Origin of the sequence: Bordetella holmesii (assembly GCF_020735985.1) — a bacterium.
GTDB classification, from domain to species: Bacteria; Pseudomonadota; Gammaproteobacteria; order Burkholderiales; family Burkholderiaceae_B; genus Bordetella; species Bordetella holmesii.
In genome coordinates this window covers 1,502,230-1,517,240 of the sequence record NZ_CP085973.1, presented here as the reverse complement: position 1 = coordinate 1,517,240, position 15,011 = coordinate 1,502,230, and the positions used below count along the sequence as shown (strand labels likewise).

17 protein-coding genes and 1 pseudogene are annotated in these 15,011 nt (G+C 63.3%); 16 read left to right on the top strand and 2 right to left on the bottom strand.

Annotation, left to right across the window (positions count from 1 at the left end; translation table 11 throughout):
• Nucleotides 1-60: 60 nt before the first annotated feature.
• Genes LK440_RS07200 through LK440_RS07185 form a run of 4 tightly spaced genes read left to right on the top strand, consistent with a single transcriptional unit; the run spans nt 61 to nt 3,815 of the window.
• On the top strand, nt 61-447 hold the full coding sequence (locus LK440_RS07200) for a cupin domain-containing protein (RefSeq protein WP_005013946.1): 387 nt from the start codon (nt 61-63) through the stop codon (nt 445-447).
• 28 nt (nt 448-475) lie between these two features.
• Nucleotides 476-1,435, top strand: coding sequence for a Bug family tripartite tricarboxylate transporter substrate binding protein (locus LK440_RS07195; protein ID WP_005013947.1), 960 nt, complete (start codon nt 476-478; stop codon nt 1,433-1,435).
• Nucleotides 1,432-2,649 carry a CaiB/BaiF CoA transferase family protein gene (locus tag LK440_RS07190; RefSeq protein WP_005013948.1) on the top strand — a complete coding sequence of 406 codons (1,218 nt, stop codon included), beginning with the start codon at nt 1,432-1,434 and terminating at the stop codon, nt 2,647-2,649. The genes LK440_RS07195 and LK440_RS07190 overlap by 4 nt, the downstream gene beginning before the upstream one ends.
• Entirely contained in the window at nt 2,649-3,815 is a 1,167-nt protein-coding gene (locus tag LK440_RS07185; RefSeq protein WP_005013951.1) for an acyl-CoA dehydrogenase family protein, read from the top strand. The genes LK440_RS07190 and LK440_RS07185 overlap by 1 nt, the downstream gene beginning before the upstream one ends.
• Before the next feature lie 5 nt (nt 3,816-3,820).
• On the opposite strand, the gene LK440_RS07180 is transcribed toward LK440_RS07185, so the two are convergent.
• On the bottom strand, nt 3,821-4,558 hold the full coding sequence (locus LK440_RS07180) for an IclR family transcriptional regulator (RefSeq protein ID WP_017685370.1): 738 nt from the start codon (nt 4,556-4,558) through the stop codon (nt 3,821-3,823).
• A gap of 149 nt (nt 4,559-4,707) precedes the next feature.
• On the opposite strand from LK440_RS07180, the gene LK440_RS07175 reads away from it, so the two are divergent.
• The 7 genes from LK440_RS07175 to LK440_RS07145 all read left to right on the top strand — a co-directional run bounded on the left by LK440_RS07175 (nt 4,708) and on the right by LK440_RS07145 (nt 9,271).
• Nucleotides 4,708-5,079, top strand: coding sequence for a flagellar protein FlaG (locus LK440_RS07175; protein WP_005013953.1), 372 nt, complete (start codon nt 4,708-4,710; stop codon nt 5,077-5,079).
• 160 nt (nt 5,080-5,239) lie between these two features.
• Nucleotides 5,240-6,586 carry a flagellar filament capping protein FliD gene (fliD, locus tag LK440_RS07170; protein ID WP_322745865.1) on the top strand — a complete coding sequence of 449 codons (1,347 nt, stop codon included), beginning with the start codon at nt 5,240-5,242 and terminating at the stop codon, nt 6,584-6,586.
• Between the two features lie 11 nt (nt 6,587-6,597).
• Entirely contained in the window at nt 6,598-7,026 is a 429-nt protein-coding gene (fliS, locus tag LK440_RS07165; RefSeq protein ID WP_005013955.1) for a flagellar export chaperone FliS, read from the top strand.
• Nucleotides 7,027-7,073: 47 nt separating this feature from the next.
• Entirely contained in the window at nt 7,074-7,424 is a 351-nt protein-coding gene (locus LK440_RS07160; protein WP_017685369.1) for a flagellar protein FliT, read from the top strand.
• A complete protein-coding gene (fliK, locus tag LK440_RS07155; RefSeq protein ID WP_005013957.1) occupies nt 7,421-8,569 on the top strand; it encodes a flagellar hook-length control protein FliK in 1,149 nt (382 codons plus the stop codon). The genes LK440_RS07160 and fliK overlap by 4 nt, the downstream gene beginning before the upstream one ends.
• Entirely contained in the window at nt 8,566-8,871 is a 306-nt protein-coding gene (locus LK440_RS07150; RefSeq protein ID WP_005013958.1) for an EscU/YscU/HrcU family type III secretion system export apparatus switch protein, read from the top strand. The genes fliK and LK440_RS07150 overlap by 4 nt, the downstream gene beginning before the upstream one ends.
• Nucleotides 8,864-9,271, top strand: coding sequence for a hypothetical protein (locus LK440_RS07145; RefSeq protein WP_005013959.1), 408 nt, complete (start codon nt 8,864-8,866; stop codon nt 9,269-9,271). Before LK440_RS07150 ends, LK440_RS07145 begins: the two co-directional genes overlap by 8 nt.
• A gap of 8 nt (nt 9,272-9,279) precedes the next feature.
• Here LK440_RS07145 and fliE read toward each other — a convergent pair whose 3' ends face one another.
• The gene (gene fliE, locus LK440_RS07140; RefSeq protein WP_005013960.1) at nt 9,280-9,618 is read right to left on the bottom strand and encodes a flagellar hook-basal body complex protein FliE; all 339 of its coding nucleotides are present in this window, start codon (nt 9,616-9,618) and stop codon (nt 9,280-9,282) included.
• A gap of 278 nt (nt 9,619-9,896) precedes the next feature.
• Here fliE and fliF point away from each other — a divergent pair, with 278 nt between their 5' ends.
• From fliF to fliJ, 5 genes and pseudogenes are all read left to right on the top strand, one after another.
• Nucleotides 9,897-11,543 (top strand): flagellar basal-body MS-ring/collar protein FliF, encoded by a 1,647-nt coding sequence (fliF, locus tag LK440_RS07135; protein WP_005013961.1) that lies wholly within the window; start codon nt 9,897-9,899, stop codon nt 11,541-11,543.
• Nucleotides 11,533-12,543 carry a flagellar motor switch protein FliG gene (fliG, locus tag LK440_RS07130; RefSeq protein WP_005013964.1) on the top strand — a complete coding sequence of 337 codons (1,011 nt, stop codon included), beginning with the start codon at nt 11,533-11,535 and terminating at the stop codon, nt 12,541-12,543. Before fliF ends, fliG begins: the two co-directional genes overlap by 11 nt.
• The gene (gene fliH, locus LK440_RS07125; protein WP_005013965.1) at nt 12,536-13,273 is read left to right on the top strand and encodes a flagellar assembly protein FliH; all 738 of its coding nucleotides are present in this window, start codon (nt 12,536-12,538) and stop codon (nt 13,271-13,273) included. Before fliG ends, fliH begins: the two co-directional genes overlap by 8 nt.
• Nucleotides 13,255-14,560: pseudogene (locus LK440_RS07120) on the top strand (FliI/YscN family ATPase). Before fliH ends, LK440_RS07120 begins: the two are co-directional and overlap by 19 nt.
• Nucleotides 14,553-14,999 carry a flagellar export protein FliJ gene (gene fliJ, locus LK440_RS07115; RefSeq protein WP_005013966.1) on the top strand — a complete coding sequence of 149 codons (447 nt, stop codon included), beginning with the start codon at nt 14,553-14,555 and terminating at the stop codon, nt 14,997-14,999. The pseudogene LK440_RS07120 and the gene fliJ overlap by 8 nt, the downstream one beginning before the upstream one ends.
• Nucleotides 15,000-15,011 lie beyond the last annotated feature (12 nt).

The window sequence follows — 15,011 nt, the reverse complement described above, 5'->3', positions numbered from 1 at the left end:
TGCTGCTATTTTTCTCATATGTGAAACTAAATTCACAAATAAGAATTTCCAGGAGACGTGATGCAAGCCAAACCGAAGTGGCTGATGCGCGAGAGCGACGCCATCGCCTACCACCCCGCCAATCACACGGGCACGACCAACCGCCGCCTGATCAGCCCTCGGACGGTCGGCTCCCGGCAGGTAGAAGTGTTACTGGGCACCATCGAACAGGGCAGCGGCGCCCTGCCCCATGCCCACCCCGGCATTGAACAGGTCTGTTATCTGCTCGAAGGCACGGCGCGCGCGCAGGTCGGTGAGGAGAGCGCCGAAATGCAGGCCGGTGACTGCTGTTATTTCCCCGCCGACATTCCGCACCTGTTTACCGTCACCAGCGAGCAACCCGCCCGCCTGCTGGTCATTTACACCCCGCCCTACGAAGAGCGCCCTGACCGCGTCATCCGCGGCTGACCTCACGCGCCCCCAAGGAGACAAAACCATGAAATTGCCGCAACTGATGGCAACGCTATGCCTGGCCGCAACGGCCATTGGGCAACCGGCCGCCGCCTATCCCGACAAACCCATCACCCTGGTCGTTCCGTTCCCTGCGGGTTCCGGCACGGATGCGGTAGGCCGGATTTTTGCCATGGAGCTGGGCAACCGGCTGGGCCAGCAGATCGTGGTGGAAAACAAGCCCGGAGCCAACGCCACCATCGCCGCCAATTACGTGGCGCGGGCCAAACCCGATGGCTGTACGCTCTTTGTCACGACCAACACCTCGCACTCGGCCGCGCCGTTTCTGATGAAGCAGGTGCCCTACGACCCGGTCAAGGACTTCACCGCCATCGCTCGCGGAGGGAATCTGCCCTTCATCTTGGTGGCCAATCCGAAGCGGCCTTACAAGACCGTTCAGGAGTTGATCGACTATGCCCATAAGAATCCCGGAAAGGTGACCTATGCCAGCGGCAACAGCACGGGCATTGTGGCGGGCGCCACGCTGGCCCGGCGCGCTGGCATCGACCTCCTCCACGTCCCTTACAAAGGGACGCCACAGGCAATGACCGATGTGGTAGGAGGCCAGGTGGACTTCATGTTCACAGACCTGGCCTCGGGCCTGCCGTTCGTGCAGTCGGGCCAACTGCGGCCGCTGGCCGTCTCGACGGCCGAGCACAGCGCCATCGTGCCCCAACTGCCTTCGATGAAAGAGGCCGGCGTGGCAGACTTCGACCTGAACTCGTGGAATGGCTATTTTGGACCCGCCGGGCTGCCAGCCGAGGTCGTGCAACGCCTGAATTCAGCCATCAACGAAATCGTGCGCGACCCCGCGGTCAAGCAGAAGCTCGCTGGCCTGGGCTTTGACGCGTTCTCGGGTACACCGCAGGACTTCAGCGCCTTCGTCTCCACGCAGCGGGATCTATGGGGCCAGCTCATCCGCGACGCCGGGATCGACGCTCAATGACGCCAGACGCCGCAACAGGTCCACTGACAGGAGTCCGCATCCTCGATCTGAGCTCGGTCGTCATGGGACCGTATGCCACTCAGGTTCTGGGTGATCTTGGAGCAGACATCATCAAAGTCGAGTTGCCAACGGGCGACAACATGCGGGCGGTCGGTCCCATGCGCAACCCAGGCATGGGTCACCTCTACCTGCACCTGAATCGCAACAAGCGCTCCATCGTGCTGGATCTCAAACAGGAAGCAGGCCGTGACGCCTGCCTGAAACTGGCCGAGGGCTGCGATGCCCTGCTCTACAACATCCGCCCCCAGGCCATGGCACGCCTGGGATTGGGTTACGAGGCGGTGGCCGCGCGCAATCCGGCCCTTGTCTACGTCGGCGCCTACGGCTTTAGCGAAAGCGGCCCTTATGCCGGGCGCCCAGCCTACGACGACCTCATCCAGGGCCAGACAGGTATTGCCGATCTGGCCGCCCGGCAAAGTGGCGAGCTGCCACGTTACGCGCCGCTGACGCTGGCCGATCGCAGCGTCGGGCTGCACGTCGCCATTGCCCTGCTGTCCGGTATTCTGCGGGCACGCGCAGACGGCCAGGGCCAGGCTATCGAGATCCCCATGTTCGAGGGCATGGCGCACATGGTGCTGGGCGATCACCTCGGCGGCCACACCTTCAAGCCTCCTCTGGGGCCGCCGGGTTACGCGCGTCTGCTGGCGCCGCATCGACGTCCCTATGCCACGACCGATGGCTATATCTGCCTGCTCATTTACAACGACAAGCATTGGCGCAATTTCTTTCGCCTGATCGGCCAGCCTGAACTCAATGATGACCCGCGATTCTGCGACCACACGGCACGCGCCCGCCACATCGCAGCGGTGTATGCCTTTGTCGCCGAGGTGATCGGCACCCGCGACAGCGCCAGTTGGCTCAGGGACCTGGACGCCGCCGACATCCCTGCCTCGCGCCTGTACGGCATGGAGGATCTGATCGCCGATCCGCACCTGCTCCAGACGGGATTCGTTCGCGAAGTCGACCACCCTTCCGAGGGCCGGCTGCGCACCACGGCCCCTCTGGGCCACTACGCCCGAACCCCGGCCTCGCTGCGGCGCAGCGCCCCGCGCCTGGGACAACACAGCCGCGAGCTCTTGCGCGAGGCAGGCCTGGACGAAGCAACCATAGACGCCTTGATGGCACAACACGCATCCCTGGATGGACAACCCTGATGGACTTTGAATTCTCTGCAGACCAAGTGGCGGTGCGCGACGCGGTCGCCCACGTATGCGAACGCTTCTCCGATGACTATTGGCTCGAACGCGACCAGGTCGGCGGCTTTCCGCACGACTTTCACGCGGCATTGGCCAGCGATGGATGGCTCGGCATTGCCATGCCGTCCGAGTTCGGCGGCGCGGGTCTGGGGATGACCGAAGCGGCGCTGATGATGCAGACCATTGCGGCCTGTGGGGCCGGGTTTGCGGGCGCCTCGGCCGTGCACATGAATATCTTCGGCTTGAATCCCGTGGTGGTCTTTGGCGATGCCGCGCAACGCCAACGCTGGCTTCCACCCCTGATTGCCGGCCAACAAAAAGCCTGTTTTGCTGTCACCGAGCCCGACGCGGGACTGGACACCACGCACCTGCAAACCCGCGCCGAACGCCAGGGGGACCATTATGTCGTGCACGGTCGCAAGATATGGATCTCTACCGCGCAGGTAGCGCACAAAATGCTGCTGCTGGCGCGCACGACGCCGCTGGCCGAGGTGTCCAAACCGACGCAAGGCTTGACGCTTTTCTATACCGACCTGGATCGCGAGCGGGTCGAAGTGCGCGAAATCGACAAGATGGGCCGCAAGGCCGTGGACTCGAACATGTTGTTCATCGACGGATTACGCATCCCCTTGGAGGATCGCATCGGTGAAGAAGGCCGAGGTTTCGAGTACATCCTGCATGGCCTGAATCCCGAGCGTATCCTCATCGCGGCAGAAGCGGTGGGCATCGGCAGGGCGGCGCTGAAACGGGCGGTGCAATACGCCGGCGAACGGGTGGTGTTCGGTCGCCCCATCGGGCAGAACCAGGGCATACAACACCCTCTGGCTCAGGCCTGGATGCAACTGGAAGCCGCCGATCTGATGGTGTTCAAGGCCGCCAGCCTGTATGACGCCGGAAAACCCTGCGCCCCGTATGCCAACAGCGCGAAGTATCTGGCTGCGGAAGCTGGCCACAACGCCTGCCAGACAGCCGTCTTGACGCTGGGCGGCATGGGCTATGCCAAGGAATACCACGTCGAGCGCCTGTTACGGGAAAGCTATATTCCGCGCATCGCGCCGGTCAGCCCGCAACTCATCATGTGCTTTATCGCGGAAAAGGTGCTCGGACTGCCCAAATCCTATTAGGAACCTCAGTGGTTCTGCTCCAGGGCGGTGCAGGCCGACCGCAGAATGCTGGCATAGGCGGCTTGCTGCGGTTCGATGCGATAGACGGGACCGCCCACCGAAATCGAGTAGTTCTCGCCCGAAAGGCTGAGCGGCCAGGCAATTGCGCCCACGTCGGGAATGGATTCGCTGATATTGGAAAACCATCCCCGCTGGCGCGATTGCTGCAGATCTGCCTCGACGGCATCTGGCTCGACCAGCGTGCGCGCATTAAAGCGTGTGAGCGGCGTGCGGGTCAACAGGCCGGTTCGTTGCTCGGGCGGCAATTGCGAAAGCAGCGCTTTACCCAGTGAATTGGCGTGAACCTCGCGGAACTCGCCGGCAACCGGAGCATATCTGATGGTGTGCGGCGAATCCAGAACCTCAAGATAGACCACGCGAGACAACGCATCAAGTTTGGCAAAAACGATGGTTTCCCGAGTGGCCTCTCGCAGTTCGAGCAGGCTCGGATACACACGATCCAGCACAGGATCGGCGCGCGCGATGCGCTGCGCCATGGCCAGCAGGCGGCCGGTTGGGTAATACCCCTGGCGCCGCCCGGTTTCATAGAGGTAGCCCAGCTCGGCCAACGTGCGGATGAGCGCCAGGCAGCTCGAGACCGGCACATCAAGCAGGCGCGCCATCTCCGACAGGGACAACGCCCGCTTTTCACGGGCATACGTCTCGATGATCTCGATCACGCGAAGGGCGGTTTTGACACTCATTGCCAAGCTGAATGTGAAAGGAAAGAGGTACGGCCTAAAGTTATTGTTCAGCCTGCCGTTATGGTAGCTGAGATTTTTACCCAAGCGATGATGTGCATCTGCCATTGTCGAGCGACCGCGATCCCGCCGCCCCGCATGCTGGAGTGAAGATGCCAATCCGCCCCATCAACCTCGTCCCGCAGGTCCAGACGCCCTCCGCGGCTGGCGCGGCGCCCTCTGTCGATCAGGCCGCCCTGCTGCCCGGAGCGAACACTGACCGGGATGCCGTCGATGACCCGGCCGCCGACGCACCACGCCAGACGGCTTCGGCCGACTTGGCGCTGCAGGAGATCAATCAGCAACTGCAGGCGTGGTCGACGGAACTGCAATTTGAGATGGATCCGGACTTGAATCGGATCGTCATATCCGTACGCGACGCCGAAAGCGGTGAGGTGCTGCGCACCATCCCTTCGGAGGCCGTCATGCGATACGCCAAGACGATCGTGACGTTGCAGGGAAATACCGTGGAGACGACGGCCTGATGCGACGCCAGGCCGCACCATTTTGGTGCGAACAGGCATAAACCCCGAATTAGCCCGCCCTTATGCCGTTGCCCGGCGCTTAAGGCAGCAACAATCTTTGACAGAATCGTTTCGCTAGCAAGGAGTACCCAATAATGGCCACCATCTCGTCGCTCGGCTCATCCGGTTTGCCGCTTACACGCTGGACAAACTGCAAGCCGCCGAAGAACAGCGGCTGACGCTGATTACCAACCAGAAAACCAGTGCGCAGACCCGCATCTCGGCCTATGGCAAGGTCCAGAGCGCGGTGGAAGCCTTGCAGAAAGCCGCCTCCGACCTGAGCGGCATGACGGGGTCTAACATCCTCACCAATAAGGTGACGGGCGACGGCGTGACTTCCAGCATTGGAACCGGCGCGACCGCGGGCACCTACAACATCAAGGTTTCCAAGCTGGCCACGGCGCAATCCCTGCAAACTCAGGCCTACAGCAGTCGTGTCGAGAGCATGGGCACGGGCGGCACCATGACGTTCACCATCGATGGCACGGAAAAGTCCGTTACCCTGGGATCCGACACGTCGCTCAACGGCATTGTCAAGGCCATCAATGGCGAGGACTCGCTGGGCCTGAGCGCCACCGTGGTCAACGATGGCAACGACAATTACTACCTGATGGTCTCCTCCAACACCCAAGGCACCAAGGCAGCCGTCAGCAAGATCGCGGTCACGGGTAACGACACGCTGGCTGCGACGTTCAAGTACGACGCCACCGACAGCAGTTCGCCGATGACCGTGCTTGCCGCGGCCAACGACGCCCAGTTGACCATCAACGGCATTTCCATCGTCAGTCAGACCAACACAGTGACCACGGCGATCGACGGTATCACGCTGAATCTGACGGCCGTCACGGCGGCCGACGGCAATGGCGCGACGCTGACAATCTCCCAGGACAGCAGCAAGATCACCACACTGGTGCAATCTTTCATCAATGCCTACAACTCGCTGCAGACGACCATCTCCGATCTGACGGCCTTCAATGTCGACGACGAGACGCAAAGCGCCCTGACCGGCGACGGTACGGCACGCAACATCCAGTCTGCTGTGGCCGCCGCCTTGCAGGTCGCCACCGGCGAAGGCAACGTACAGAACCTGGGTCAACTGGGAATCTCGATCAATTCTTCGACCGGCCAACTCAGCCTCGATAGCGAGAAATTCAACAAGGCCCTGAGCCAGAACCCCAACGACGTGCTGTGGGTATTTGCCGGCACCAACGGCGTGGCGTCCAAGATGGCGGCAGCGACAGACAAGATGCTGGGCACCAACGGGTCGATCAAGACCCGGACCGACGGCCTGAGCAAAACGCTCGAGAATCTGCAGAAGCAGTACGACTCCACCGAGAGCCAGATCGAAGCGACCATGGCCAACTATCGCACCCAGTTCGTCAAACTTGACGCCCTGGTCGTGCAACTCAAGAGCACCAGCGAATACCTGACCCAGCAGTTCGCGGCCCTGACCTCGTCCTCCGACTAGCGTTGTAAATCATGACTTATGCCGTGCGCCGCCCAACGGGCTACCAATCTGCCCGCTCCTATCAGGACATAGGCCTGGAAACCGAGGTCTTGAGCGCCGCCCCCGAGCGCCTCATTACTCTGCTGTATCGCGGCGCGCGCGCCGCGATCGCCCAGGCCAGGCTTCATCTCGAGGCAGGTCGCGTCGCCGAACGCGGCCAGGCCATTTCCAAGGCCACGCGCATCGTCGACGAAGGCTTGAAACAAGGGCTCAACCTGGAGGCGGGCGGCGAACTGGCCCTCAACCTCTCCGAGCTCTACGACTTCGTCACGCGCACCCTGCTCAGGGCCAATCTGCACGCCGACGCCGCCCAGCTCGATGTCGCGGATCGTCTTCTGGCCGACCTGGCTTCCGCGTGGGAAAGCTCGGTAGACCCTTCCCCCGCTGGCGCCTCGGCCTGAGCGCCGCCTTTCTCTCTTTTGCCTTTTGCTTTGACCGCGAGACATCCATGACGGCTCTCATGCAGCAAGCCCCCGTTCTCGATTTGTATCAGGACATCGCCTCCGTGACAGGCGAGATGCTGGTGTTCGCTCAAGATGAGGACTGGACCCAAGTGCTGGACCTGGGTCGTCAATACATCGAGCTGGTCGAGCAGCTGCGCGGCTTGGAGCCCGCCTCGCCACTGGACGACGCGTCACGCGCCATGAAGTATGAGCTGCTGGTACGCATACTGGAGAACGACGCGGCCGTGCGCGATCTCGCCCTGCCCCAACTGGCTCGGTTGGGCGATCTTCTGGGACGCATGAAACGGCAGCAATCCCTGCTGGCCACTTATGGTGGCAAGGCGCGCAGCGCATGAGCATAGGCCCGCCTGCTCTGGGTAACGTGCTCGTGCAGCGTCTCGATGCCGTGCTGGGCACGACGATGGCCGCGCATGCCAACACCCTGACGGGCGCCCGCCCGGATGCTGTCGGCCAACCCGGACAGGCCGCCCGCACGGGCCAGACCGACGATGCGACTCGCGATCCGAGAGGCCAGATCGATGGCGCGGGCGGTAAAGCCGACCGCCAGGCGGCCGCCGTCGATGCGAAGACGGCCGCCGCGCTGGCGCTGGCCGCCCGCGGCCTGGTTACCCGCAACGACACCACGGCCTCTGCACCTACGACACTGGGAAACACCGCGCGCATCATTCTTTCCCTGCTGGCCCAGTATCCGAATGCCGCCCCCGCCGTGCAAAGTGCGAGCGCGCTGTGGACACCGCCGCAAGCCGCGGAGAATGCCGCCGGCGGTGCGGCGCGCGAGCCGTCTGTCAGTGCGCCACGGATTTCCCAGCCAGAAACCGACCAACCCCGTGAGTCCGGCGCCAAACCCGCGCCGGCAGCCTCCGGAGTCCAGGGCCCACCGGCCAGCAGCCAGCCGGCGGCCGCACTGTTCGCACAGGCGTTGAAAGCCAGCCTGCAGACGAGCGGGTTGTTTTACGAGTCCCATCTGACCGAGATGGTCTATGGACAACGCACGCCTCAGACGCTGCGCGATGAGCCGCAGGCTAATCTGCCCGCCGCTCCCGCCTACTCCGCGCCCGCCGCATCGCCCGCCCCCGCACACACGGCCCAGGCGTCCGCTTCGGCCGTCCTGACCCTCAGCGCCGAGGCTGACACCGCCCGCGCGCAAGATCCGGGCGCTCCGATAGGCGGTCTGCACTCGCAAACCAATACCCTGGTCCGCCAGCAGTTAGAGATCCTGGCCAACAACGCCGTCTATTGGTCCAGCCGGCTGGTGCTGCATCTGCCGCGCCTGGGCGAGATCGACGTCCGTCTTTCGCTGGCCGGTTCACAATTGGTGCTGCAACTGACGGCGCCCCAAAGTGCCACCGAGCTCAAGCACGAGGCAAAGACATTGCGTCAACAGCTATCAGGCGCTGGCCTGACCCTCAGTGACCTGAGCGTGCAGGCGGTCGACCCGGAACGTTTCCAGACAACCGACTTCCTGCTATCCGACGCATGACCCAACCCGAAGATTCCTCGCGCACCGCTTCGGTTGCGCTACGCTACGATGAGAACGATGGTGCCCCGCGCGTGGTGGCCAAAGGCTATGGACAATTGGCCGACACGATCGTCCGCACAGCCAAAGAGCATGGTCTATATGTTCACGAATCCCCGGAACTGGTCGGCCTGCTGATGCAGGTCGACCTAGACTCCCACATCCCCCCGCAGTTGTATACCGCGGTCGCCGAATTGCTTGCCTGGCTATACCGTCTCGAAGCCCGGGAACTGCCTGCAACCGCCGCCTCTCACTCGCATGCCTAATCCCTCTGCTTCGCCGCCCCTGAATCACACCGAACTGCTGCGCGATACGCAGCAGATCATGGACATTCTGAAAGAAGTCATTCACCCGGGCAATGCCGCGCAGGCACGGGATGGTCAGGGCCGCAGTTGGCCCATCAAACTGCTTGGCACGGACTGGCAGGCCGGCTTGATCTTCTGGCGCCCGCACGACCCGCAACAGGCAACCGTCATGCCCGGCGGCGCGCCATTCATGAGCGGCAGTTTGACCGTCGAGATTCTGATATCGGTCGGCGACGGCAGCCACCTGCAGTTCGAGGCGGGCCGCCCGACCATACTGAATTTCTCTGATGCCAGCGTGGGCATGGTCTCTGAGTTTCCGGCACTGCTGCGCCGGGAGACCCCCCTGGACAGGCCGGCCTGAGCTCTGCCTCAGATCGACATCGACGAAATTTCTTTGTAGGCGGCGACCAAGCGGTTGCGCACCTGCACCGTCATCTGAAAGCCGAGGCTGGCTTTCTGAAGATCGATCATGACATCGTTGAGCGACACATCGGGCGCGCCGAGCTCGAAGGCTTTGGCCTGAACGGTCGCCGCGTTCTGTGCGTTGGAGACGTTGCGGATGGAGTTCTGCAACGCTGCGGCAAAGCTGGCCGGGGCAGTCGCGGGCGACAGCTCGGCGGAACCCGCCGAACCACTCTGTGCGGCGCGCATTACGGCGCGCATCTGTTCCAGCATGTTTTCGATACCGGAGACGCCGGAAACCGACATATTCAATCCTTGCTCGGGGCGAGACACGATATGCGAAAGCCTAACGGCTCGACGTCGCGGCCATTGCGCCCAAAAGACGCCAAAAACCGGCGTAGTTCGCCGCTTGCCCCTGAACCGGCTACATAAGAGGCAAAAGGCGCCAAAAAACGCTTGTTTTCGACGCTTGGGTTTACAGGCTGACCCGCCATAATCCAGCCTCCCATAGCCCTCGCGTGCATTTTGCCTACCCCGTCCATGCTGTCCTGCCCTCCGCTCCGCGTAGCCTGCGGGAGCCGCCCATGAACCAGCAAGCCAGTCTGAGCAGCACCCTTTTGGCCAGGTATCCGTTTCTGGCGAAGGCGCGCGCTCTGCCCAAGCCGCTCTTGCTGGCGGGCGCTGCAGCGTTGATCGCCATCGTGGTGGCAGTCTCGCTCTGGAGCCGGGAGCCGGATTACAAGGTGTTGTTCTCGAACCTGGACGATCGCGATGGCGGCGCCATCGTCAACGCCTTGGGCCAGATGAACGTCCCGTACCGCTTCAGCGACAACGGCACGGCGATTCTCGTGCCTGGCAACCGGGTCTACGACGCGCGCATGCAACTGGCCAGTCAGGGCTTGCCAAAAGGCGGTTCGGTGGGCTTTGAACTGATGGACAATGCGCGGTTCGGCGCCAGCCAATTTGCCGAGCAGATCAATTACCAACGCGGCCTGGAAGGCGAGCTGGCGCGCTCCATCGAAGCCATGCATTCCGTGCAGCACGCCCGCGTGCACCTGGCATTGCCGCGCCAATCTCTGTTTGTGCGGGATCGACAACCGCCGACCGCTTCGGTACTGCTGACCCTGCAACCTGGGCGCAGCCTTGCCCAGGCGCAGGTTTCCGCGATCTCGTGGCTGGTGGCATCCAGTGTGCCGGATCTGGCTGCCGACAATGTCTCCATCGTCGATCAGAACGGGCGGCTGCTATCGTCCCCGGCAGGGGAAGGCCGCGGCATGGACGCCGATCAGATGCGTCTGGTGCGCGAAGTCGAGCAGCGCACGGTAGAACGTATCCTGACCATCCTCAACCCTCTGGTCGGCCCAGGTAATGTCCATGTGCAGGCCAGCGCTGAAATGGACTTCGCCCGCCGTGAGGAAACGTCCGAAAGCTACCGCCCGAACCAGGAACCGGGGCAGGCAGCCGTGCGCAGCCAGCAGACCAGCGACTCTCGGCAGATCGGCAACACGGCGGCCAGCGGCGTGCCTGGCGCGCTGAGCAATCAGCCACCCGCCGGCGTTCAGGCTCCGGTCACCAACCCCGCCCCTCAGCCGCCACGTCAGCCATCGCCGACACAGAGCGCCACCGGCACCCAGGCGCAGCAACAGGCTCCCGGCAGCGAGCGGCGCGACGCCACCACCAACTATGAAGTCGATCGAACGATCAGCCATGTCAAGCAGCCCGTCGGCCAACTCAAGCGGTTGTCGGTCGCTGTGGTCGTCAATTATCTACCTGGAAAGGATGGTGATCCTCAGGCGCTGCCGCCCGAGGAACTCAATAAGCTGACCAATTTTGTACGTGAAGCCATGGGCTACTCCGAGCCTCGAGGCGACTCCTTGAACGTGGTCAACAGCCAGTTCAACGACAGCCCGCCTGTCGTTCCGATGTGGCGCGATCCCGAGCTCCTCGCCATGGTCAAGACGGCGCTGGGCTGGGTATTCGGCCTCCTGATCGCCCTGTGGCTGTATCGCAAGATACGGCCGGTGATCACGGGATACTTCTATCCGCAGGTCAGCCCCGAAGAGGCTGCCGCCTCGCGCGCCGAAGCCGAGCGCGAGGCGCTTGCCACCGCGCGCGCCAAGGAAGTCAACCGCTACGAAGACAATCTGCAACGCGCCCGCGAAATGGCCACCAAGGATCCGCGCGCCGTGGCCATGGTGTTGCGCGCCTGGATGACGAAAGATGAAAAGTGATGCCAAGCCGCTCGACGGCATGACGCGCAGCGCCGTGTTGCTGATGTCCCTGGGCGAGGATGCCGCCGCCGAAGTCTTCAAGTACCTGACGGCCCGGGAAGTGCAGCAGGTGGGCGCGGCCATGGCCACGCTCAAGCAAGTCACGCGCGGCGACGTGGCCGGGGTGCTGGAAGAGTTTCGCCAGGAAGCCGACCAGTTCATGGCGGTCACCCTGGGTTCTGATGACTATATCCGTACCGTCTTGACCAAGGCCCTGGGTAGCGACCGCGCAGCCGGCCTGATCGAAGACATTCTCGAGGCCGGCGACAGCGGCAGCGGCATTGACGCGCTGAACTGGCTCGACCCGCACACCGTCGCCGAGCTCATCGGCGACGAGCATCCGCAGATCGTCGCCACCATACTCGTCCACCTGGAGCGCGACCGCGCCGCCGGCGTACTGAGCATGCTGCCCGATCGTCTGCGCAATGAAGTCATGCTGCGTATCGCCACGTTCGGCGGGGTGCAGCCTGCGGCGCTGTCCGAACTGACTGAAGTGCTCAATTCCGTGCTGGCCGGCCAGGGCGCCAAGCGCAGCAAGATGGGAGGGGTGCGCACGGCCGCCGAGATTCTGAACATGATGAACTCGAACCAGGAAGAATCCGTCGTCGAGAGCCTGCGCGAACGCGACGCCGATCTGGCGCAGAAGATCGTCGACGAGATGTTCGTCTTCGACAACCTCATCGACGTCGAAGACCGCGGCATCCAGCTCATCCTCAAAGAAATCGACAACGACACGCTCATGGTCGCGCTCAAAGGCGCCACCGAGGAGCTGCGCGCCAAATTTCTGCGCAACATGTCCAGCCGCGCCGCTGAAACGCTGCGCGAAGACCTCGATGCCCAGGGACCGATTCGCATGTCCAAGGTCGAGGGCGAACAGAAGAAGATTCTGCAGATCGCGCGTCGTCTGGCCGAAAGCGGGCAGATCACGCTTGGCAGCCAGGGCGAGGACAGTTATGTCTGACACGCGCGCCCACGGTGCGCTGACCACGGATGCCTGGCGTCGTTGGCAGATGACCTCGTTTGACCTTCCCCAGCCTGAACCCGAACCCGCCCCCGCAACCGTGGATCCAGGCCCGGACCCGGAGACGCTCAAGCAGCAATGGCGCGCCGAGGCCGAGGCGCAGGGACGCGAGGACGGCTACGCACGCGGCCACGAAGCGGGCTTGGCCGCTGGCCTCGAAAGCGGCCAGGAGCAAGGCTGGAAGACGGGCCATCAGGCGGGTTATTCCGCGGGTCTGGCCGAGGGGCGCGAGCAGGCCCGGCAGGAAGGGCTGCAACTGGCTGCGCTCAGCGCGGCGACTGCCCATTCATTGCAGCAATTGGAAGAAACCATGGGCCAGGCGCTCTTGACGCTGTCCTTGGACATCGCCGGGCAGATTCTGCGCACGACCCTGGCCGAGCAGCCGCAAAGCATGCTTGAGGCCGTACGCGAAGTTCTGCGCATGCCGGCCCCCGGTTCCGGCGGCATCTTACGCCTGTGGGTACATCCGCAAGATATGGAGCTCGTGCGCCTGCATCTGGCCGACGAATTGCGCGACGGCAATTGGCGGGTGCTGGCTGACGAGTCCATCACGCGCGGGGGTTGCCGCGCGGAATCTCCGTTGGGGGATATCGACGCGACCTTGCAAACCCGTTGGCGACGCGTCGTGGCATCGCTGGGCCGCGCCAGCGACTGGGAGGATGGGGCGTGAGCAAGCCCGCCCCTGCCATTGATCGCTGGCAGACCCAGCTGCAGATCGGTTCGATCCGAGCGGCGGCGACCGAGCCCACCCTAGCCACCGGCCGCGTCACGCGCGCCACCGGTCTGGTGCTGCACGCCACAGGCCTGCGGCTGCCCGTGGGCGCGGCATGCCGCATCGAAATCGCGCGCGGCCACGATCATTGGGCCGATGCCGAAGTCGTCGGCTTCGACGGCCACACCCTGTATCTGATGCCGCAGGCGGATATCTCTGGCTTGCCGCCCGTTCGACGGCCTGGGCCCGCTCACGGGTGCTGATCTGGCGCCGCTGTCTGCTCATCCCATCAATCCTTTGACCCGCGCACCGATCGACTCCGTCCTCGATGTCGGCGTGCGTGCCATCAACGGCCTGCTTACGGTTGGTCGCGGCCAACGCATGGGCCTGTTCGCTGGCTCCGGCGTAGGCAAGAGCGTACTGCTGGGCATGATGGCGCGTTACACGCGTGCGGACATCATCGTCGTAGGCCTCATTGGCGAGCGCGGGCGTGAGGTCAAGGAATTCATCGAGCATAATCTGGGCGCCGAAGGCCTGGCCCGCTCGGTCGTGGTCGCCGCGCCGGCGGACGTCTCACCGCTGCTGCGTTTGCAAGGCGCTGCCTATGCGACCCGCCTGGCCGAGCATTTTCGTGATCAGGGACAGGATGTTCTGCTGATCATGGATTCGCTGACCCGTTACGCCATGGCGCAACGGGAGATCGCTCTGGCCATCGGGGAGCCGCCCGCAACCAAAGGGTATCCGCCCTCCGTATTCGCCAAACTACCGGCACTGGTCGAGCGCACCGGTATGGGAGCGCCCGGACCTAACGGCAAGGCGGGATCCATCACGGCGTTTTACACGGTGCTGGCCGAAGGGGACGATCAACAAGATCCGATCGCCGATTCGGCGCGCGCCATCCTGGACGGCCATGTGGTGTTGTCGCGCTCGCTGGCCGAGGCTGGGCACTACCCCGCCATCGATATCGAAGCTTCGATATCGCGCGCCATGACGTCGCTGATCTCTCAGCAGCAATTCAATATGGTGCGCCGTTTCAAGCAGGTGCTCTCGCGCTATCAGCGCAATCGGGATTTGATTTCCGTGGGTGCGTACGTTCCTGGCGCTGACCCACAGCTCGACGACGCCATCGCGCGCTACCCGCGCCTGGAAGCCTACCTTCAACAAAACGTCGGCGATAACGTCAGCTATGCCGATGCCGTGGAAATCCTGCGCGCCACTTTCGCAAGCGGAGATACGCATGCCTAGCCAATTGCCTTTGGATATGCTGATCAGCCTGGCCAAGGACAGCACCGATGAAGCAGCCCGCGAACTGGGCCGCCTCAATGCCGCGCGCAGTAATGCCGAACGTCAATTGACCATGCTGCACGACTATCGGCAGGATTACCTCAAGCGGCTGCAGGACGCAATGGTCGCCGGCATGCCGGCTGCCGATTGCCATAATTACCAACGTTTCATTGGCACACTGGATGACGCCATCGGTCAGCAGACCAATGTCTTGCAAAAGGCCGACATGCAATTGCTGCAGGGCCGTCTTGACTGGCAGCGTGAGAAACGCAAGCTCAGCTCCTTCGACACGTTGGCCGAGCGCGATGCGCGCAGCCGAGCCATGACCGAGGCGCGCCGCGAACAGCGTGCCAATGATGAAATCTCCGCACGCCTGGTCCGCCGGCAAGCCGGCATGTAGAACGTTGACTGC